At 67.0% G+C, this 16,583-nt stretch carries 14 protein-coding genes and 2 pseudogenes; 5 read left to right on the forward strand and 11 right to left on the reverse strand.

The window, feature by feature from the left end; genetic code table 11:
* Window positions 1-116: 116 nt before the first annotated feature.
* Window positions 117-416 carry a hypothetical protein gene (locus tag AB0P41_RS11955; RefSeq protein ID WP_365931594.1) on the reverse strand — a complete coding sequence of 100 codons (300 nt, stop codon included), beginning with the start codon at window positions 414-416 and terminating at the stop codon, window positions 117-119.
* Between the two features lie 256 nt (window positions 417-672).
* Window positions 673-1,007: pseudogene (locus AB0P41_RS11960) on the reverse strand (transposase family protein); the annotation flags it as partial.
* 258 nt (window positions 1,008-1,265) lie between these two features.
* On the opposite strand from AB0P41_RS11960, the gene AB0P41_RS11965 reads away from it, so the two are divergent.
* Entirely contained in the window at window positions 1,266-2,210 is a 945-nt protein-coding gene (locus tag AB0P41_RS11965; RefSeq protein WP_365931596.1) for a C45 family peptidase, read from the forward strand.
* Between the two features lie 328 nt (window positions 2,211-2,538).
* Here the strand turns inward: AB0P41_RS11965 and AB0P41_RS11970 are convergent, their stop codons facing one another.
* The 8 genes from AB0P41_RS11970 to AB0P41_RS12005 all read right to left on the reverse strand — a co-directional run bounded on the left by AB0P41_RS11970 (window position 2,539) and on the right by AB0P41_RS12005 (window position 13,359).
* Complete coding sequence (locus tag AB0P41_RS11970) at window positions 2,539-4,530, reverse strand: serine/threonine-protein kinase (protein ID WP_365932110.1); 1,992 nt, start codon at window positions 4,528-4,530, stop codon at window positions 2,539-2,541.
* Window positions 4,531-4,953: 423 nt separating this feature from the next.
* Window positions 4,954-5,700: a hypothetical protein gene (locus AB0P41_RS11975; protein ID WP_365931598.1), complete on the reverse strand. Its 747-nt coding sequence runs from the start codon at window positions 5,698-5,700 to the stop codon at window positions 4,954-4,956.
* A 126-nt stretch (window positions 5,701-5,826) separates the two neighbouring features.
* Window positions 5,827-7,089, reverse strand: coding sequence for a M15 family metallopeptidase (locus AB0P41_RS11980; RefSeq protein ID WP_365931600.1), 1,263 nt, complete (start codon window positions 7,087-7,089; stop codon window positions 5,827-5,829).
* Complete coding sequence (locus AB0P41_RS11985) at window positions 7,086-8,558, reverse strand: NUDIX domain-containing protein (protein WP_365931602.1); 1,473 nt, start codon at window positions 8,556-8,558, stop codon at window positions 7,086-7,088. Before AB0P41_RS11985 ends, AB0P41_RS11980 begins: the two co-directional genes overlap by 4 nt.
* A gap of 76 nt (window positions 8,559-8,634) precedes the next feature.
* The gene (locus tag AB0P41_RS11990; RefSeq protein ID WP_365931604.1) at window positions 8,635-8,850 is read right to left on the reverse strand and encodes a hypothetical protein; all 216 of its coding nucleotides are present in this window, start codon (window positions 8,848-8,850) and stop codon (window positions 8,635-8,637) included.
* Between the two features lie 213 nt (window positions 8,851-9,063).
* A complete protein-coding gene (locus AB0P41_RS11995) occupies window positions 9,064-9,291 on the reverse strand; it encodes an NUDIX hydrolase (RefSeq protein WP_365931605.1) in 228 nt (75 codons plus the stop codon).
* Between the two features lie 22 nt (window positions 9,292-9,313).
* Entirely contained in the window at window positions 9,314-11,302 is a 1,989-nt protein-coding gene (locus AB0P41_RS12000) for an ABC transporter ATP-binding protein (protein WP_365931607.1), read from the reverse strand.
* A gap of 1,085 nt (window positions 11,303-12,387) precedes the next feature.
* Window positions 12,388-13,359, reverse strand: a complete 972-nt coding sequence (locus AB0P41_RS12005) for an SDR family NAD(P)-dependent oxidoreductase (RefSeq protein ID WP_356707205.1) — start codon at window positions 13,357-13,359, stop codon at window positions 12,388-12,390.
* Between the two features lie 141 nt (window positions 13,360-13,500).
* Between AB0P41_RS12005 and AB0P41_RS12010 the strand changes: the two genes are divergently transcribed.
* From AB0P41_RS12010 to AB0P41_RS12025, 4 genes and pseudogenes are all read left to right on the forward strand, one after another.
* On the forward strand, window positions 13,501-13,995 hold the full coding sequence (locus tag AB0P41_RS12010; protein ID WP_365932112.1) for a TetR/AcrR family transcriptional regulator: 495 nt from the start codon (window positions 13,501-13,503) through the stop codon (window positions 13,993-13,995).
* A gap of 428 nt (window positions 13,996-14,423) precedes the next feature.
* Entirely contained in the window at window positions 14,424-14,777 is a 354-nt protein-coding gene (locus AB0P41_RS12015) for an antibiotic biosynthesis monooxygenase (protein WP_365931609.1), read from the forward strand.
* Between the two features lie 80 nt (window positions 14,778-14,857).
* Window positions 14,858-15,300 (forward strand): annotated as a pseudogene (locus AB0P41_RS12020) (IS630 family transposase); the annotation flags it as partial.
* Window positions 15,301-15,557: 257 nt separating this feature from the next.
* The gene (locus AB0P41_RS12025; RefSeq protein WP_365931611.1) at window positions 15,558-16,181 is read left to right on the forward strand and encodes a hypothetical protein; all 624 of its coding nucleotides are present in this window, start codon (window positions 15,558-15,560) and stop codon (window positions 16,179-16,181) included.
* A 127-nt stretch (window positions 16,182-16,308) separates the two neighbouring features.
* Here AB0P41_RS12025 and AB0P41_RS12030 read toward each other — a convergent pair whose 3' ends face one another.
* Entirely contained in the window at window positions 16,309-16,506 is a 198-nt protein-coding gene (locus AB0P41_RS12030; RefSeq protein ID WP_365931613.1) for a hypothetical protein, read from the reverse strand.
* Between the last annotated feature and the right edge of the window lie 77 nt (window positions 16,507-16,583).

Raw genomic sequence — 16,583 nt, forward strand, 5'->3', positions numbered from 1 at the left:
GGGATCAGCGGCTCCGCGATCTCCCACAGCCCGTCCGGAACAATCCAACTCCACGTACCCCGCCCCATGACGAGCTCAACGAGCCAGCCCCACATAGGACACGGTCTTAGTCATCGTCATTCCACTGGCAGCACCATCGCCTTGGCGGCCTCCTGGATCGTCATTTCTGGGTCGCGCAATGTGACACTCCGGTCGACAAATCGATCACCTTCGAGCTTACGGCGGAGGCGACCGACGAAGAACACCATTGCGATCTCATTATCGTGCCCCTTTTTGAAGATTTCCTTGAATTTAACGGAGGGGTTGAGGGGGGCCGCGGGGTCGACGGCTCCATCTTCCTGCAACTGCTCCCAGATCGTTTCCAGGACCCTTTTTTCAACATCGGCCCTTTCTTCTTCCGGGCTCGGGATGTACATGCCGGGATATCCCTCAAATTCCTCTCGTGAGACATCTTCCCTTCCATTTCCCATTCTGGGGCGATCCTTTCGATCGGGTGCGCCGGTTGATCCGTACGCATGTTCAACGGCACTGCCACTCAGTGAGTCACGGCTTGGTCGAGTTGATCACTCTGGCGCAGTAAAGACCCTTTTTATAGGATCGGCTCCCCGAGGCATTCCCCTACGCCTCAGGTACTCCACCGCTGCGGGGCCCCGCAGTGAGGCTTTTCTGACCTCATCCGGAGCAGGTCAGGTGCAGGGCAAGGACGGCCTGTACGAGGGCGGTTATGCGGGTGGTCGAGCGGCGCAGCTTCCGCAGTAACCGGCAGTCCTTCGAAGTCGCCGTAGCCTGCGCACCGACGTCGCGGATGCGAGCGTGGGCTACGTTGGCGGCCCGTTGAGCGGCGGACAGCTTCTCCCAGCGGCCACGGAAGGGCACCCGGACAGCAGGGCCGGCGCCCTGCTACCCGTTGTCGGCGAAGCGTGCCACCCCCGTCTCGTCAAGGCACTGACGAGACTGTGGGTGCGGGCGGCGCGGATGTCGTGTTGGGACACGCTCAGTGGCGCGGCCTGGCCACCAGATGGAACAAGACCGCCACCATCTACCTCGCCGGACTCCATATCGTCGGCATCTTCATCTGGTCCGCACGATGATCCGAAGGAAACGGCCTAGATCCTTCCCACGAGTCGGGCCCGGTCTGCCCATGACGATCGACACGATCCCAGTGCGCTCGACTGTCTCGCGCACCCAAGCCTGACCTGGTGAATTACCTGCGGAATTAGCTAGGTTGCCGTCATCTGACTTGACGTCCACAACGGAGCGGCGGCATGAGCCAACAGCAGAAGATCTTCAGTGCTATCGAGGTCGGCGATGGAAGCGACGGGCGATGGGCCACCCATACACGCGCACTGTGGCCGCTCGCGGAGGGGTGGATGACCGAGGAGAGCCGGACACTGGAGGGCGCGGACCGTGCTCGGAAGTTGTTCGAGGCGCACATGCCGGAGCTGGTTCCGCTTCTCGACCGCCTCGCCGGTCAGCTCGACCGGCCTGAAGGGGAAACCTTCCTCACCCTCGCGGCGCTGCGACCGTTCTTCTCGGGCTGCACCCAGATCGGCGGCAGCGGCACCCTGCTGCGCAACTACGACTTCAACCCGGACGAGTGTGAGGGCACCATTGTCTCCTCCCACTTTCTCCGACCGGTAATCGGAATGCAGGATGCCGCCTGGGGGTTGCTTGACGGGATGAACGATGCCGGGCTCGCGGTGTCACTCACCTTCGGGGGGCGATTCGTCCATGGCCCCGGCTTCGCGATTCTTATCGTCCTGCGCTACCTGTTGGAGACGTGCAGCACCGTTGACGAGGCAGTCAGCAGACTGCGGTCCATACCGATCGCGATTCCGCAGAACGTTACCCTTGTCGACTCCAAGCAGGCAGTGACGGTGTTCGTGGGACCGGACATTTCAATGACCCGGGCAGGGGATGCCTGCGCTGCCAACCACCAGCACCTGCCGGTGTCTGACGAGCAGGAGCAGTTCTCCCGGACCCAAGAGCGGCTGGAGGCTATTCGTGCAGCGGGTACGGACGTGTCAGTGATGCTGAAGCCGCCGCTGTATCAATCCGCGTACGACGAGGGATTGGGCACGGTCTACACCGCCCGTTACCGGCCGTTCGAGGGCCGCGTGACCTACTACTGGCCGGGAGAGGCCTGGGAACAGTCCTTTGATGACTTCGCTCCGGAATCCCGCGCCGTGACCATCGGCCTACCCGACTGAGAGGTCCTCGCGGTTCTTGAGCGGACGAACCGGCGCCTGGCCCGCCCGCCGCCGGACTGAGCACCGACGGTCACCCTCGCAGCCGCATGAGGGCCACTTCACACCCCGTGACCTGCGAAAGGTCGCCGAAGTCCGGGACCTACCTCCTCGCCTGTGCCCGCCGCCCCGGCCGCCGACGACGATCATGCGCTGGAACTGCGCGAGGCCTACGACAAGCACCTGTCGGAGACCATCGCCAGTCTTGATGCGCTGCGCCGGGCCCGCGCGCGGACGATCCGGAGTCTCCCGCCCCCGTAGGCAAGCGCGGTGCGGCGTCTCGCGGTCGGGGTCATGGGGCGGCGCGCTGAAGGCCGCCGGAACCGACGGCGACGACTCCTTCGGAACCCATGGTGATCATCCCCAAATGCTTCTCATCAGTCCTCGCTACGTACATCTGGGCAGGCAGGGAAGCGGGACAGGCGGTCTCGGCGGAGTCGTCCGCGGGTGACCCCGGCTCCAGGTTCGTGGTGAACAGGATGTCCTTCTTCTCGCCGGATACCGAGAACACGCCACCCTGGTAGTAGCACCATGTGGCCTTACCGGACTTCCCGGCCTTGAGGGAGACTGCGACCTTGCTGGTGAGGAGAACGTTTCCCGGATCGATGGTGACCGTCTGGAGCTGGAGCTGCTGGTCTCGCGAGAAGCCGCTGTCGTCCTCCATGAGTTGCCAGTGGCCCGTGAACGCTGCCGGCACCTCCTGCTGGACGGCGATCTTCGGCTTCTTGAACAGCGTGACCTCGTAGTCGCCGAACTCCCACTTGAGCGTCGTCCCCTCGCTACCGTCCGCTAGGAGGCTGCCGATCTGCTGCCCCGCGCACGCGTCCTTCTCCGATGCGGGAGCGCCGGTCCGAAGCTTCGGTGCGCCGAGTACCAGCCGGTCGTAGAACTCCTTCTTCACCTTGACGGGGGCGGATTCCACGATGCAGAACCGCTCGGAGTCGACGGTCTGCACGGAGATCTTTTCGTCACCGGGCAGAATTTCGACCCGTACGACGCGATCGCTCCTCATCGTGCCTTTCTTGGCGAGCTGGCCCTCCCATGTGCCCGTGAACTCCTTCGGCACGGTGGCCATCGTGAGTCCGCCGGCTGAGTCCCCCTTTCCAGCTGCTCCGCCACTGCCGCTGCTGCCGGCACCCCAGGGGTCGAGCGCGACCAGCCCACCGCCGGCGGCGATCACCGCGGCTACGGCCCCTGCTGTGATGGTCGTACGGCTGCGGCGCCGTGAGAGGTCTGACGGCAGTGGGGCCGCAGGGGGTCGCGCGGGCATGGTCGGGAACGGGGGCGACGGCGACGCGGGTGTGCGAACCGTGGCTGGGTGGTCTTGCGATGCGGCGGACGCCGCCGGTGCTGGGTCGTAGTCGAGTAATTCGGCGGAACGGCGAGCTAGTTGAGCGAGCACCTCGCCGGGTAGCCAGGGCTCGGACGACCCGTCCTCGGTGCGCTCGGCGATCTGGCCGGGTGTGGGGCGTTGCTGCGGGTCCTTCGCCAGGCAGTCCCGCACGAGATCCACCAGTGAAGACGGCACCCCGCTCAGGTCTGGCTCGTCCTCGGCCACACTGAACAGCTGTGCGGCGAGCCCGCCGTAGCCACCCGCACCGAACGGCTGACGCCCCGTGGCTGCGTACACGAGGACAGAGCCGAGACAGAACACATCGCTGGCCGACGTGAGTTCGCGACCGCGGGCCTGCTCGGGGGACATGAACCCGGGTGAGCCGATGACCATGCCTGTGCGGGTCATCGCCGATTCGGCGGCCATCGTGTCCAGGCCGTCGAGGGCCCGCGCGATCCCGAAGTCGATGACACGCGGCCCGTCGACCGTGACCAGGATGTTCGACGGTTTGAGGTCGCGGTGGATCAACCCGCCGCCGTGTATGACCTGGAGCGCGAGGGCGAGGCGGCTGGCGAGAAAGCGTACGGAACGCTCGGGCAGCGCGGCGAAGTCCCGTGCGACGACGGTGTGCAGATCCGGGCCCGGAATGTACTGAGTGGCAACCCAAGGGACGACCGCTTCGACGTCGGCGTCGAGAACAGCCGCAGTCCACGGCCCAGCCACACGCCGCGCGGCATCCACCTCGCGCGCGAACCGCCTCCGGAAGTCGGGTACTTGGGCGATCTCGCTCCGTACGACCTTGAGAGCGACCGTGCGCCCGCCCTCTGACCGAGCCATGTACACGCGGCCCATGCCGCCCTCGCCGAGCACACCTAGGAGCCGATATGCCCCGATACGTGTTGGATCGCCGTTGCCCAGTGCCTTCACGCCGTCCCCCGCCGTCCGCCGCACCTGATCGAAGGTCAAAGTACCCCACTCGCTCGTGGCAGGGAGACGGTCCGCTGCTGCTGCTCAGGAGGAACAGCAGCACGGGTGCAGTCGCCGGAGCCTTGCCCGCCCGTCCCGTCACCCTGGCCCTTGCCCGACGAAGCGGCGGGTGAAAGGGCTGCTGAAGTTCGCACAACTTGAACGTACAGGTCACGGGGTGGCGTGGATGACTGATGCCGTACTCATGCCGGTCGTTGGCGTTTGTCTGCGGTGAAGACCGTCGGTCAGCGGGCCATCTCGTGCCAGTTCTGACCAAGGCCCTGCCGGGGCGTCACAGCCTGGCCCGGGGTAATTAACGGCTCGATCCGCGCCCACTGCGCGTCACTCAACGGCATGCCCCAACGAACGACTCCCCTTTGCAGAGGCAACGGCCGCCCGTCGTACCGGTCAGTCGGGCCGCAGTACCTGATCAGGCTCTGCGGAAGCAGCCCCGGCGTACTCGGCAAAGTGCACATTGCCGAGCGCCAGGTCCATCTGGACGCCGTGCACCGCGGTGGGCAGGGCTCGAAACTCGCTGGGGTCCGGCGACTCTATGAGTTCCTGGTAGTAGACGGGGTCAAGGCCACTCACGTCTTCCCAGCCGGTCGACAGAGCCAGCAACGGCCGCGCCGGCGACTTCATCGTGCCGCGGTCAGCGAGGAAGACGACGACCAGGTCCTCGTCCACCACGGCGGCGAGAACCTCGTTGGCCGTTGCTCCTGACCAAGCAGGCGAATCGATGAGCTGAACTGCTGCGGCAAACTCACCGCCTGACCCCCACGGGCGGTGCAACTCCTCAACCACCGCATTCCACGCCTCGTCGTCGCTGAAGTCGGTCCTGATGACGAGAACGTCGAACAAGTCGCGTCCGATCTCAGGCAGCACTCGCTCAAGGTTCTCCTGCAACGTCATGCCCAGGACTCTCCCACCCGGCGCTGACAACCAGCTCCTGCGGGAGTGATCCAGAAGAAACGGCCTAGTAGTGCTGGCGATGTCGCGCTTGTTCGGCGTGGCCACCACCGCTTCGGTCGTCTTGCGGCCGGCTTCCACCTGCCGGTAGTACCGCCCGAGCAGGTGCATGTGGTGCTCGGGCGGTACGTCTCCGGCGGAAGGGCTGGGGACGGCTGGGATCGCCTGCTGGGTGTCGTCAGGCATGCGTGCCTCCGTTCGATGCTTTTCGTCCGTCGCGGGCGGGGGTGCGGCCGTCCACGGAACGGTGGCCGTCTCCTGCGCCTCTGGATCGGAGTGGGCGGCGGGGAAGTGGACAAGTCCGCCGGCGCGCTATCGCAGTTCGATCGGTCCGTAGCGCGCGTACGGCTCCTGGCGCATCAGCGCGTCGTACCGGTCCGCCGCCGAGTAGTGCCAGAACTCGGTCTCGTAATTCGTGAGACCCGCGCTCTCCATGGCATTGAGCAGCAGGGTGCGGTGGTGGCGCGCCTGGTCGCTGAGGTTTGCGGCGTGCGTGAAGCAGGCCCCGTCGCTCTCCTCCGGGGAGGCGTTGACGCGGGTGCCGAGGTCGAGTTCGTGACCGTCCTGGTCGACGAGGGTCACGTCCACGGCCGCGCCCGCGGAGTGCGGCGCGATGTCCGGCGGCGACACGTACCGGCTGGCGGCTTGGTGCACCCGCTCAGGTGTCCAGTTGGGCTGGGCGGCGGCCAACGCGTCACGATACTCGGTGAAGTAGCGCCGCTGGAGGGCGAGCGGTCGGTAGCCCTCGACGAACAGCAGGTCGATGCCGGCGGGCAGGAGCGAGCGGGCGTGCTTCAGCCGGGTGAGGACGCCTTCCCGGACGTGGGCGAACGCGCCCAGCGGGTCTTGCTTGCGGGGGTCGACGCGGAAGTTGTGGTCGCGCACGTCGACGAGCGTCTCTCCGCACTCGCGCAGCGGGACCGCCGCTACCTGCGGATCGGACATCAATACCAGGTTCATCGAGTCTCCCTGTGACGGCTTGCACTGCGGTGGCAGCGTGGGGGCGGCGGTCAGATCGGTGTCACGCACGATCCGGGCGACGGTGTCCTGCAGAGTGCTGTCGGCCGGGATCACGTTCTCCAGGCCGTCGGGCAGCAGATCCAGCTCCCGGTACCAGGAGGTGAGGTGGGTGTCGGTGACTTGTTCCAGGTACGCGGGATCCGCCTTCGAGGCGTGCCGGGCCAACGTCGCCTCCAGCGGTACGTCGAGGTAGTAGCAGGCCGAGACGCCACGGTGGTCCCGTACCAGAGACGTGATCATGTGGCTGTAGCGGTCGACGTACAGGATCCCTTCGAGCACGACGTGGAAGCCGGCGTCCAGGGCGTGGCGGGCGATCCTGCCGAGCAGCGCGATGTTGGCGCCGCCCGTGGTGTCGTGCTCGCGCAATACGTTTCGGCGGATCACGTCCTGGCCCACGATCGCGACACCGCGGCCGTAGTGATCTCGCAGGCCCTGGGCCACGCTCGACTTGCCCGATGCCGAGTTGCCGCGGATGACTACCAGGCGGGTGTCGGGACGCCCGGCTTCTGTTGCTGCGGGTACGCGACGAAATGTGTCGGCCGGTTCGCCGGTCATGCGGGCCAGCCCGTCTCGCTGTACAGCTCGCCGTTCTGGACCTTCTCGATGGCCACCCGGGTGTAGGGGACGAGGTCGTCGGGAAGGGCGGCGGGGTCCCAGAACCTCCACTGGGTGCACTTGTCCGGCTCGCGCAGCTCCGGCTCGCCGCGCCAGGTGCGGGCGCGGAAGAACAGGCCCATACGAGGCCGGTCCCCGACGCGGTCGATGTGGTGGACGACGTGGACGAGTTCGACGTCCTGGCGCTCGATGTGCAGACCGGCTTCTTCCCGTGCCTCCCTGATCAGGCAGGTGATGGCGTTCTCCTGCTCGCAGTGGCCGGCCAGGACGTGCCAGGTCGAAGGCGCGAACGCGGAGTCGGGATGGCGCAGCCCGAGCAGCACAGTCCCGTCGGGCCGCTCCAGGTAGAGGTGCACGCCGATGACGTTGAGGACCGTGCCGTGTGGCGAGGACCGGTATTCCTCCTCGAGGTTGGACCCGCTCTGTGACGCCGGAAGGCTGGCGGCGTGACGCCGTACGAGATCACTGGTGCTGTCCGCGATGCGGAGGCGGTGGAGGTCCGAGGGGGCGAACCAGGCGACCATCACCCCCTCGGTCAGGTGGAGTTCGCGCGGGTCCCTGTTCCAGCGGCCTGCGTAGATGGCGATGGGCACGGTCGCGCCGGCATCGTCGGTGGCGTACTCGGTGCCGAACGGGACCAGGTCGGCGAGATCAAGGCCGGCTTCCTCGGCCAGTTCGCGCCGGACGGTGTGTTCCAGGGTGGCGTCCTGGGGCTCTCGCCCGCCGCCCAGCAGGGACCACATGCCTGGCTCCCGGATCTGGCCGGGAAAGTAGTCGCGAAGATGGAGCAGATACTCGCCGCGAGAGTTGTAGATCAGGGCCGAGGCATTAGCCGTTTCAGGCTCGACCCGGAGCGGCAGCTTGAGCAGCTTCTCGCGCAGGGAGGGAGAGGCCACCTCGTCCAGGGGCCGCCACTCGATGCCACCGACTTCCTCTTCCTGTAGCACCATCGGCGTCTTCGTCGCGGTGTGGAGCCGGAAGAGGAACCAGAGGTCGAAGTGGACGTGTCCGGGTTCGCCTTTGCTCGGCCGGGCGTCGATCTCGTGGATGTCGACGTCGAACGGAACCGCCTCGTAGCCGGGCCACGGGGCCACTGCCTGGGGTGGGATCCCGGTCTCCTCGTGCAGTTCCCGCAGTGCCGCCCCTGCCAAAGACTCATCTTCGGGCTCGGTGTGTCCGCCGGGTGCGAGGACCATCCCGCTCGCCAGGTGCAGCACGTGCAGGACACGGCCGAGCGGGTCGACGACGACCGCGCCGCAGATGACGTGCCCGGTGAAAGACGAGCGGCTGAAAACGTCGGTAGGGCCGTCGAGGGCGTCGAGGAGGGCGCCGAGCTGCTCGCGCTCATGAGGGTGGCGAGCGAGATAGGTCTCGACGGTGGTGCGAATGTGTTCGTGCGACAACGGCATGGGGGGCTACCTCGGAGGTACGTGAGCGGGACGATTCGAGGCGGGGTGGTCGTTCGGGTCAGGTCAGTGGCATGCCCTACGCAGGGATTTCCTTGTCGGCGGCAGTGCGAGCGGTGGTCAGGCCCCACACCTCCCGTGCTGTCTCCACCGCGAGCTGGGCTTGCCGCGCACCGGGCGGGCCCCATCCCAGCAGGGCGGCTGCCTGGGCGGGGGTGGTGAGCAGGCGGGCGAAGGAGCGGCCGGTGGCGGGATCGACGGCTGCCGGTCCGACGGCGGTGGCCCGGGCGGCCATACGGAGGTCCCCAGGAAGGCATACTCGGACAGTTCTTCACGCGGAAGGCGGATCGCCTGCACTTGGTCGAGGGTCAGGGTTCCGCCGTCGAAGGCGAACCGGGCCTCCCCGGGGCAGATCGTGCCGTGCTGAAGGTCCGGGTGGTGTGCGGAGAAGGAGGGGACGGCGAGCACGGCCGACAGCGTCAGATCCAGGCTCAGTTCCTCGGTGATCTCATGCCTGCAGGTGGTGCGGGTTTTTGCCGGGTTCGGCGACGCCTCCGGGCAGCAGCCACGAGTCGTCCTTGCTGTAGGTGGGGTGCACCAGCAGGGCCTGGCTGCCCTGATCGGTGGTGAATGCGGCAGCGCCGAGCCACACCGCGTGCCGGGTGGTGGCGTGCTGAGTTGCGGACAGGACGGACCGCGAGGCAACGCCTGCTGACGGAGGGAGGAAGGAGGACATGGCTCTGCCTTTCGTGGGCGAGTCATGCCTTGTCCACGACTCTCGGTGAAGCGGGCTTCGGGACGTTCGGTGCCGGGCTGTACTGGGCGGCTTGGGCGTCGAACATGGCGGCGTAGCGCCCGCCTGCGGCCATGAGGTTGTCGTGGGTGCCGTGTTCGGCGAGGCGCCCTTGGCTGAGGACGTAGATGTGATCGGCGTGGCGGACGCCGGACATTCGGTGGGTGACCAGGACGACGGCCCGGTGCGGGGAGGCGAGGCGGCGGATGCGGTCGAAGGCAGCGATCTCGGCTTCGGGGTCGAGGGCGGAGGTCGGCTCGTCAACGATGAGGACGCTGTCCCCCTGTGATGTCGAGCTCCGCCAGTGGGTGCGGGCCAGGCCCACCTTCTGCCACTCGCCGCCGGAGAGTTCGATGGCTCCGTGGAACATGCGGCCGAGCATGCTGTCCAAGCCGTTGGGGAGTTTGGCGGTGACGGGCCCGGCTCCGGCGTAGTCGACGGACGTCTGCAGGTCACGCTCCGAGGCGACGTGCTCGGGGCGGCCGATCCGGATGTTCATCGCGGCGGTCACGGGCCACCGTTGGAAGTCCTGAGTGAGAAGCGAGACGCGGTCGAAGACCTGGGAGCGTTCCAGCCCGGAGACGTCGAACTCACCCCATCTCACCGATCCGGCGTGAGGGAGGAGCAGACCCGAGAGGATCTTCATCAAGGTGCTCTTGCCAGAGCCGTTTTCGCCCACCACGGCGATGACCGACCCCATGGGGAAGGTGAGCGTCACGTCGTCCAGGGCCGGTGCGTCGCGGTCGGGATACCGGTAGGTGACGTGCTCCATGGACACCTGCTTGACTTGGTCGGGGAGGGGACCGCCGTCCTGCGGGATGGCGCGTTGCGCAGCCTCGACCAGGAACTGCCCGTGATCGCGGACGTAAAGGGACTCCTCGTGCAGCTGGTTGATATTCATCACCAGTGCGCCCAGGCTTGCTGAACCGGTCCGTACCGCGATCACCGCGGTGCCGGCGACGGCGAGGCTCATGTGTCCGGCCATGATCAGCCAGATCATGGTGCCGTAGGTGGCGGCCATCGCCAGCCCGGACAGCGCGGAGGCGACCCACTCGGTGACGGCCTTGCTGGAGGCCAGACGTTCCTGTTCTGATTCCGCGCTCGCTGCCATGCGCCGGTAGCGATCGAGGAGGAAGGGACCGACGGCGTGGATACGCACTTCCTGGGCAGCAGTTCGCTCGGTGAGGAGGTTGCCGATGAGGCGACTGGCCCGCAGGTGCTCGATCCAGCTCATCACGGACACATAGCGTTCCTGTGCCACTCGCATGGCGCCCCACCCGCGGGGGGCTGCGATGACTAGCAGCATCGGGAGCAGGGCCGGGTGCAGGATGGTGAGGACACCCGCCGTGGCGATCAGTGAGATGGTGCTGTTCAGCGCGGAGACGCAGGCACCGATCATGCGGCGGGCAGAGGCGGGGCCGTACTGGGCGATGTCGATCAGGCGGCGGAAGTCCGGATCGTCGATGGCTTCGAGTTCGACCGAGGTCGCGGCGGCCAGGTATTGGGTCGTGGCAATCCGCTCCACGACCGGTTCGAGGCGTCCCGCTCGGGATGTCGACCAGCCGGCCAGAACGGAGTTCACGACGGCGACGCCTGCGGCGGCGAGCAGCCCTGGCAGCAGGGCGTGCAGCCGGGTGACCGTGTCACCGGCCCCCAGCAGCCCGTGCATGACTGCGTTGATGGCGAGCAGGCCGACCGCGGCGGCGATGCCTTGGCCGAGTTCGCTGACGGCCACGGCCACGAGCGCTCGGTGATCCGCACTCCAGGCCATCCGCAGGGTGGTGCTGACGAGTCCTGGCATTTGGCGCAGCGCCGACCGCATGGTCAAGTCCAAGCGGGCATGCTCGTGCTGGGACCAGCCCATGTCGTAGCGCAGGGGCCCGCCGAAGAGTTCTCGCTCTGCATCGGAGACCTGTGGCTCCGCCACGCGGACCTTGCCGAAGAATCGCTTCACTCGTTGCCTCCCTGGGGCGGCCAGTTCGAAGCCCGGTAGGACGGGCCGTGGATGAGCATGGGGAAGACGGTGGGGGTGCATGGGTGGCAGTCCGGCGGGGGGCCTCTCCACGTCACCCAGAAGAAGCCCTCGTGCTTGTCCCGCTCGGCGTTGCGCGGCTGGCCCGACCACGACTGGGCGACGAAGACGGTGGTGATCCGGTCCGGGCCGTCACCGCGATCGTGGTGGTCGATGAGGCCGCAGAGCTCCGGTTGCCCGGCGCTGATGCGGACCCCCGGCGGCCGGAGACGAGGTGAAGATTGGTGCGCGGGGAGGTAGTGGCGTTTCGAACGCAGGATGAACGGGCGCAGGGCGGCGTACGGGATGCATGAGGGCTCCTGGGGGCGAGATGCGGACGGGTGATCGGGTAACGGCGGATGTGCTGTCGCCGTAACGGGTAGAGGCGGGCGAAATCTAGAACCTGATTTCGAATACCGGCGCCTCTCCGTCTGTGGCCGGGTGGGGCGGGCTGTGATGCTGTGTTCGATCACTCATGTGGGTTGCGGTACCTCCTGCGGGGGATTGCCGGTCGCCGCCCGGTCGGTCATGGCGTGGCGAGGTCCGGGCGGCGGGCGATGGTGTCGCGAAGGAAGCTGCGTTTGCCGGAGAACGTGTGCTCGGCCGCCCAGCCCTGACTGAAGAGGTACTCGCGGAGCCAACTGTCGATCCGCTTCGTTTCGTGGCGTGGGCGGCGTCGAGGTTCTGCAACCGCTGGGCGTGCGTGAAGTGGCCCTCGGGCCGTGCGAAGACGGGGAGGGACAGCCATGGCTTCTTCTCGGCCATGGTGCTGTGCTGGGCGGTGACCTCGGTGCCGACGACCGTCAGGCCCGTTGCGGTCAGGCTGCTCGGTGACTGTCGCCGGTGGCAGCTTCGGGGCCTGTCCGCGTCGCGCGGCGGTGGCATGCAATCCAGGGGCCTCGGCGGCGGCCCGGCGGATGAGCGCGTGCAGGGAAGGCCCGGTGCGGGTGGAGAGTTCGTCCGAGTGTTGGATGCCGACGGTGACCAGCCAGGAAGGCGGCGGGCCCGCTTGCTGTGGCGTCGGGAGGTCAGGCGCGGAGCAGATCGGTCGAGACCGTCCAGAGGCGCTTGGCGGTGGCGGGATCGAGCGCCCATTCCTTGACCCCGTGCGGGTGCTGCGCGAGGTCGGCGTCGTTCGGTACGGTGTAAGCCTCTTGCCCATCGTCGAGGTAGTGGCCTCCGGAGTGCGCGAACTGCGGGGCGACGGCCGCGACGATGCTGGTGGCAGCGCCCTGCTCGACCGTCTTGTACGTGAAGACTCCGGCGGCTTCGGCTGCGTCGAGCGACTCCTTCTGCTCCGTGGTGAAGTTCCGCTGCAGTCCCGTCGCGACACCGCCCGGGTTCACCGCATTGGCGAAGATGCCGTCGGACGCCCAGAGGCGGGTCGCCTCGACAGCGAACAGTGAGTTCGCCGTCTTCGACTGGGCGTAGGCAATCTGCGGATCGTAGCCGCGACGCTCGAAGTGGAGGTCGTCGAAGTCGATGCCGGCACGCATGTGCGCCGTCGAACTGACCGAGACGATCCGTGCTCCGTCGCGGTCCGCCGCTCCCAGGGCCAAGGCGTCACGAAGGCCGGTGGTGAGGGCGAAATGGCCAAGATGGTTCGTCGCGAATTGGAGCTCCCAGCCCTCAGGTGTGCGTTCGAGGCCACCAGTGACCACGCCCGCGTTGTTGATCAGCAGGTGAAGCGGGCCGCCCCACGCGTCAACGAATCGCGTGACGGTGGTCCTGTCGGCAAGGTCGAGCCGGACGACTCGGGGCCGTATCGCTCCGGTCGACTTCTCGATCGCTTCAGCGACGGCGACACCCGAAGTCGTGTTCCGGACAGCGAGCGTCACCTCCGCCCCGGCAGCGGTCAACACGCGAGCCGTCTCGATCCCGATTCCGGAGGAAGCGCCCGTCACGATCGCGCGGACGCCGGTGAGGTCGATGCCCCGCAAAACCTCGTCCGCGGTACTCAAAGCGGTGAAGGGCGTGGAGATGGGTTCGCCAGTAGTCATGGCGGTGACTATACGTACTAGTCTTGATTTGTATAGTACGACTCTCGCTCGTATGCTCGGCCCATGAACAGCCCCGATGCCGGCCACCCGCCGTCGACAGTCGCCGACACCGACCGTCGGACCATGGTTCTGGACTCCGCCATGGCCACGTTCGCCCGATTCGGTTACCGGAAGACCTCGATGGAGGAGGTGGCGCGGGCGGCGGACATCTCCCGGCCCGGGCTGTACTTCCTCTTTTCCTCGAAGGAGAGCCTGTTCCGCGCCGCCGTCTCCCAGGCATTGGAGCGAGACATCACAGCGGTCGAAGACGTCCTGGCCGACACCGGGCGGCCCTCTGCGGAGCGCCTCCTCGATGCCTTCGACCAGTGGGCGGGCCGTTACATCGGCCCGCTGACACGCGATGTGGCGGTGGTCATCGAGGACAACCCCGGCCTTCTGGGCGAGATCGTCGAGATCACGTCGCAACGCTTCGAGCAACTGCTCACAGACGCGATCGCCGTCGAGGCAGGACAAGCGGCGGCCCGCCAAGTCGCCCAGACGATGATCAGCGCATCGACCGGCCTCAAGCACCAGGCAGCATCGAAGGACTTCTACCTCGAACGACTGAAGGTCGCCATCGATCTCCTGATGCGCTGAAGACGCGCACCCAAGCCGCGGGAGAGAGTTCGGTGGTCAGGGCGCCTGCCCGGCAGAACTGGCACCGATCCCCGCCACCGGACGATCCTTGGTGGTCACGTGACCGGCCTGAGACCGAGCTCGGCCTTGCCGCAGGCGGGGCAAGACGCCGCGACTGGGCGCGGTGCGCGTTCGTCCAGCAGATCTTCGTCGGCTGGTGGTACAGAGGCCCTACCCGCGCTGATCAGCAGAAACGTCGGCCGCGCCCGCTAACCGTGCACGAGCTCGTCAGTGCCGCATCAGCCAACGTTTGCCCTGGTGTCCCGTCCCTTGCACTGTGTGAGCCGGGCAAGCTCATGGCCGTGGTCGGGAACTGGAGGGAGAGCTCAGACGGCTTCGATCAGGAAAGATGCTGGATCGCGGGCGCCTCCCGCCCTTACGGTGGCGCCATGAGCGATCACTCGGCAGCGCCTGTCGAACCCGTCAAAGCCTTTGAACCCCCCTATTACGTGGCTGTCTTCACTACGGTGCGAACCCAGGAACAGAGCGGCTACAGCGAGACGAACGCACACATGGAAGACCTGGTGAAGGACGTCCCTGGGTTTCTGGGCATGGACCACGCGCAGACTCCTGGCGGGCTGGGCATCACCGTCGGGTACTTCCGAGACGCCGACGCCCTCACGGAGTGGCGCACCCACGCCGAGCACCGCGCAGCGCAAAAACGTGGGCAAGCCGAGTGGTACCAGAGCTACACGCTGCATGTCGCGCAAGTGGAACGGAGCCACGGGTTCGTGCGAGCGTAGGTCCTGCGGAGCCCAACAGCAGGCCGACCTGCCGAAGTCGTCTTCTGGTGCGGCAAGCGCTGTCCCGCCAGGATGTTCGGGTGGCAGAACGAGTACGCATCCGCGAGACCGATGACGACGAGGGGCGGCGGCTGCTGCGGGTCATCCGCCGGGGCACCGGGTCGGTGGTGACCTGGCGGCGGGCCCAGATGGTGTTGCCGTCCGCGCAGGGCATGCCGGTGACGAGGAACGCGGAAGTGTCGTTCACCAGCGACGACCGGGTCCGGGTGTGATCCACAACTTCGCCACGGACGGCTCCGACTCGCCGTATCCGATGGGCAAGGGCGGCCGCCCGAAGACGTGCACGCTCCCCGAACGCCGCGAGATCAACAAGATCGCCAAGTCCGAACCGACCAAGCAGCATCACCTGCCGTTCTCGGTCTGGAGCCTTATCGAGCTGGCGGACTTCCTGGTAGCCGAGCCGGTGGTCGACGACATCGGCCACGAGGGCCTGCGCATCCTGCTCCGCGAGGACGTGCTGAGCGATCCTGAGGAGATGGACATGCCCGATCGATGGGGAGTTGGTGCCGACCGGGTGAAAGGGGCGCCTTGAGCCGAAGCGTGATAGCTGTCACCTAGGCAGGTGTGTTGTCACCGGCAAGACTGTAAGCGCGCACAGGTGAGACTCTGGCAACGCCGACGACTACGCGGCGCTCACGGCATGAACCTTCGGCCTGCGGGCCTGAGGCGAGCCCCCGGCCGTGTGGAACCGGGCACTCAGGGGCGCACGTCCCCCCGTACATGCTGATCGTCCTGGGAATACTCTTCGCCGTCGCGCCCGCCGTCGTCTGGATGAAGATCGCCCGCACCCGTCCCGTCGGCTTCGCGATCGGCGGCACGCTGCTCGCCGGAGCCAGTCTCCTGATCGGTGTCCAGCAGGGCTGGATCGATGCCCCCAGACCCGACGCCCATCTCGTGTTCACGGCTCTGGCGCCCATGCTCATCGCTTGCGGTGCGGCACTGGAGGGTCGGCACGAGAACTCTCCTTCGCCGCAATGGGTCTCCCGTCGCAACGGAGCGATCGGCTTCCTGTCGATGCAGTTCATCCTCACTCTCGTGGTCGGCCTCCTGTACGCGCTGTTGATCAGCGACGGTTCGGAGGCCCCGCCGCCCAAGGCTCTCCCTCCATTGCCGCCAGGCATCAGCGTGGTTGACGAAGGCATCAGCTGCGGTTCCGGCGGCTGCTGGCGCGTCGTGACGGTCACCAGTGAGGACGGCCTGTCCGGCCCGGAGATCATCCGCGAACTGGACCTCCAGCAGGAGAGCTGCCGCTCCAGCGGCTGGCTGCTCGACCGGCGTGACCTGTGCGTCGGAGCCAGGGAAAATGGCAAGAACGTCACCATCTACGCCGGCTTGGGATACTGAGAGCGCGAACCAGCATCGACGACACAACGGCCTTTGCCTGAATGCATCTTGAGCCGGGAGAAGTCCGTATCGGGCTCGACGGCGATGCGGTGAGCCTCGTACTCAACGATGTGCCCAAGACTACCGCCTACGCCGTCGTGGAATGGCCTACGGCGGTCAACTCCGCCGCTGGCGCCCCAGGCGCGGATCTCGTCCACGAGGTGCTCGGCGAGCCGGCCCCCGCCTCGCCGTGGCCGATCACGCCGACGTCCCAGTACCGGCCCTTCTCGTCCTCGCTCTCACGGATGGTCAGGAACGTGAGCGACCCGCCGTCGAGGGCGGCCATGGATCCCACCCGAAGTGCGGGGTGAACCCCGAACGCCGGCCGGGCAGGCGGGACGAACTGTTGGGCAGCACGCAGGC

The organism is Streptomyces sp. NPDC079167 (assembly GCF_040686735.1).
In the GTDB taxonomy this organism is placed as follows: domain Bacteria; phylum Actinomycetota; class Actinomycetes; order Streptomycetales; family Streptomycetaceae; genus Streptomyces.

Coding starts and splice junctions, on each gene's coding strand:
- AB0P41_RS11955 (WP_365931594.1), bottom strand. CDS start 416: ATGTACATCCCGAGCCCGGAAGAAGAAAGGGCCGATGTTGAAAAAAGG.
- AB0P41_RS11965 (WP_365931596.1), top strand. CDS start 1,266: ATGAGCCAACAGCAGAAGATCTTCAGTGCTATCGAGGTCGGCGATGGA.
- AB0P41_RS11975 (WP_365931598.1), bottom strand. CDS start 5,700: ATGCCTGACGACACCCAGCAGGCGATCCCAGCCGTCCCCAGCCCTTCC.
- AB0P41_RS11980 (WP_365931600.1), bottom strand. CDS start 7,089: ATGACCGGCGAACCGGCCGACACATTTCGTCGCGTACCCGCAGCAACA.
- AB0P41_RS11985 (WP_365931602.1), bottom strand. CDS start 8,558: ATGCCGTTGTCGCACGAACACATTCGCACCACCGTCGAGACCTATCTC.
- AB0P41_RS11990 (WP_365931604.1), bottom strand. CDS start 8,850: ATGGCCGCCCGGGCCACCGCCGTCGGACCGGCAGCCGTCGATCCCGCC.
- AB0P41_RS11995 (WP_365931605.1), bottom strand. CDS start 9,291: ATGTCCTCCTTCCTCCCTCCGTCAGCAGGCGTTGCCTCGCGGTCCGTC.
- AB0P41_RS12005 (WP_356707205.1), bottom strand. CDS start 13,359: ATGACTACTGGCGAACCCATCTCCACGCCCTTCACCGCTTTGAGTACC.
- AB0P41_RS12010 (WP_365932112.1), top strand. CDS start 13,501: ATGGCCACGTTCGCCCGATTCGGTTACCGGAAGACCTCGATGGAGGAG.
- AB0P41_RS12015 (WP_365931609.1), top strand. CDS start 14,424: ATGAGCGATCACTCGGCAGCGCCTGTCGAACCCGTCAAAGCCTTTGAA.
- AB0P41_RS12025 (WP_365931611.1), top strand. CDS start 15,558: ATGCTGATCGTCCTGGGAATACTCTTCGCCGTCGCGCCCGCCGTCGTC.
- AB0P41_RS12030 (WP_365931613.1), bottom strand. CDS start 16,506: ATGGCCGCCCTCGACGGCGGGTCGCTCACGTTCCTGACCATCCGTGAG.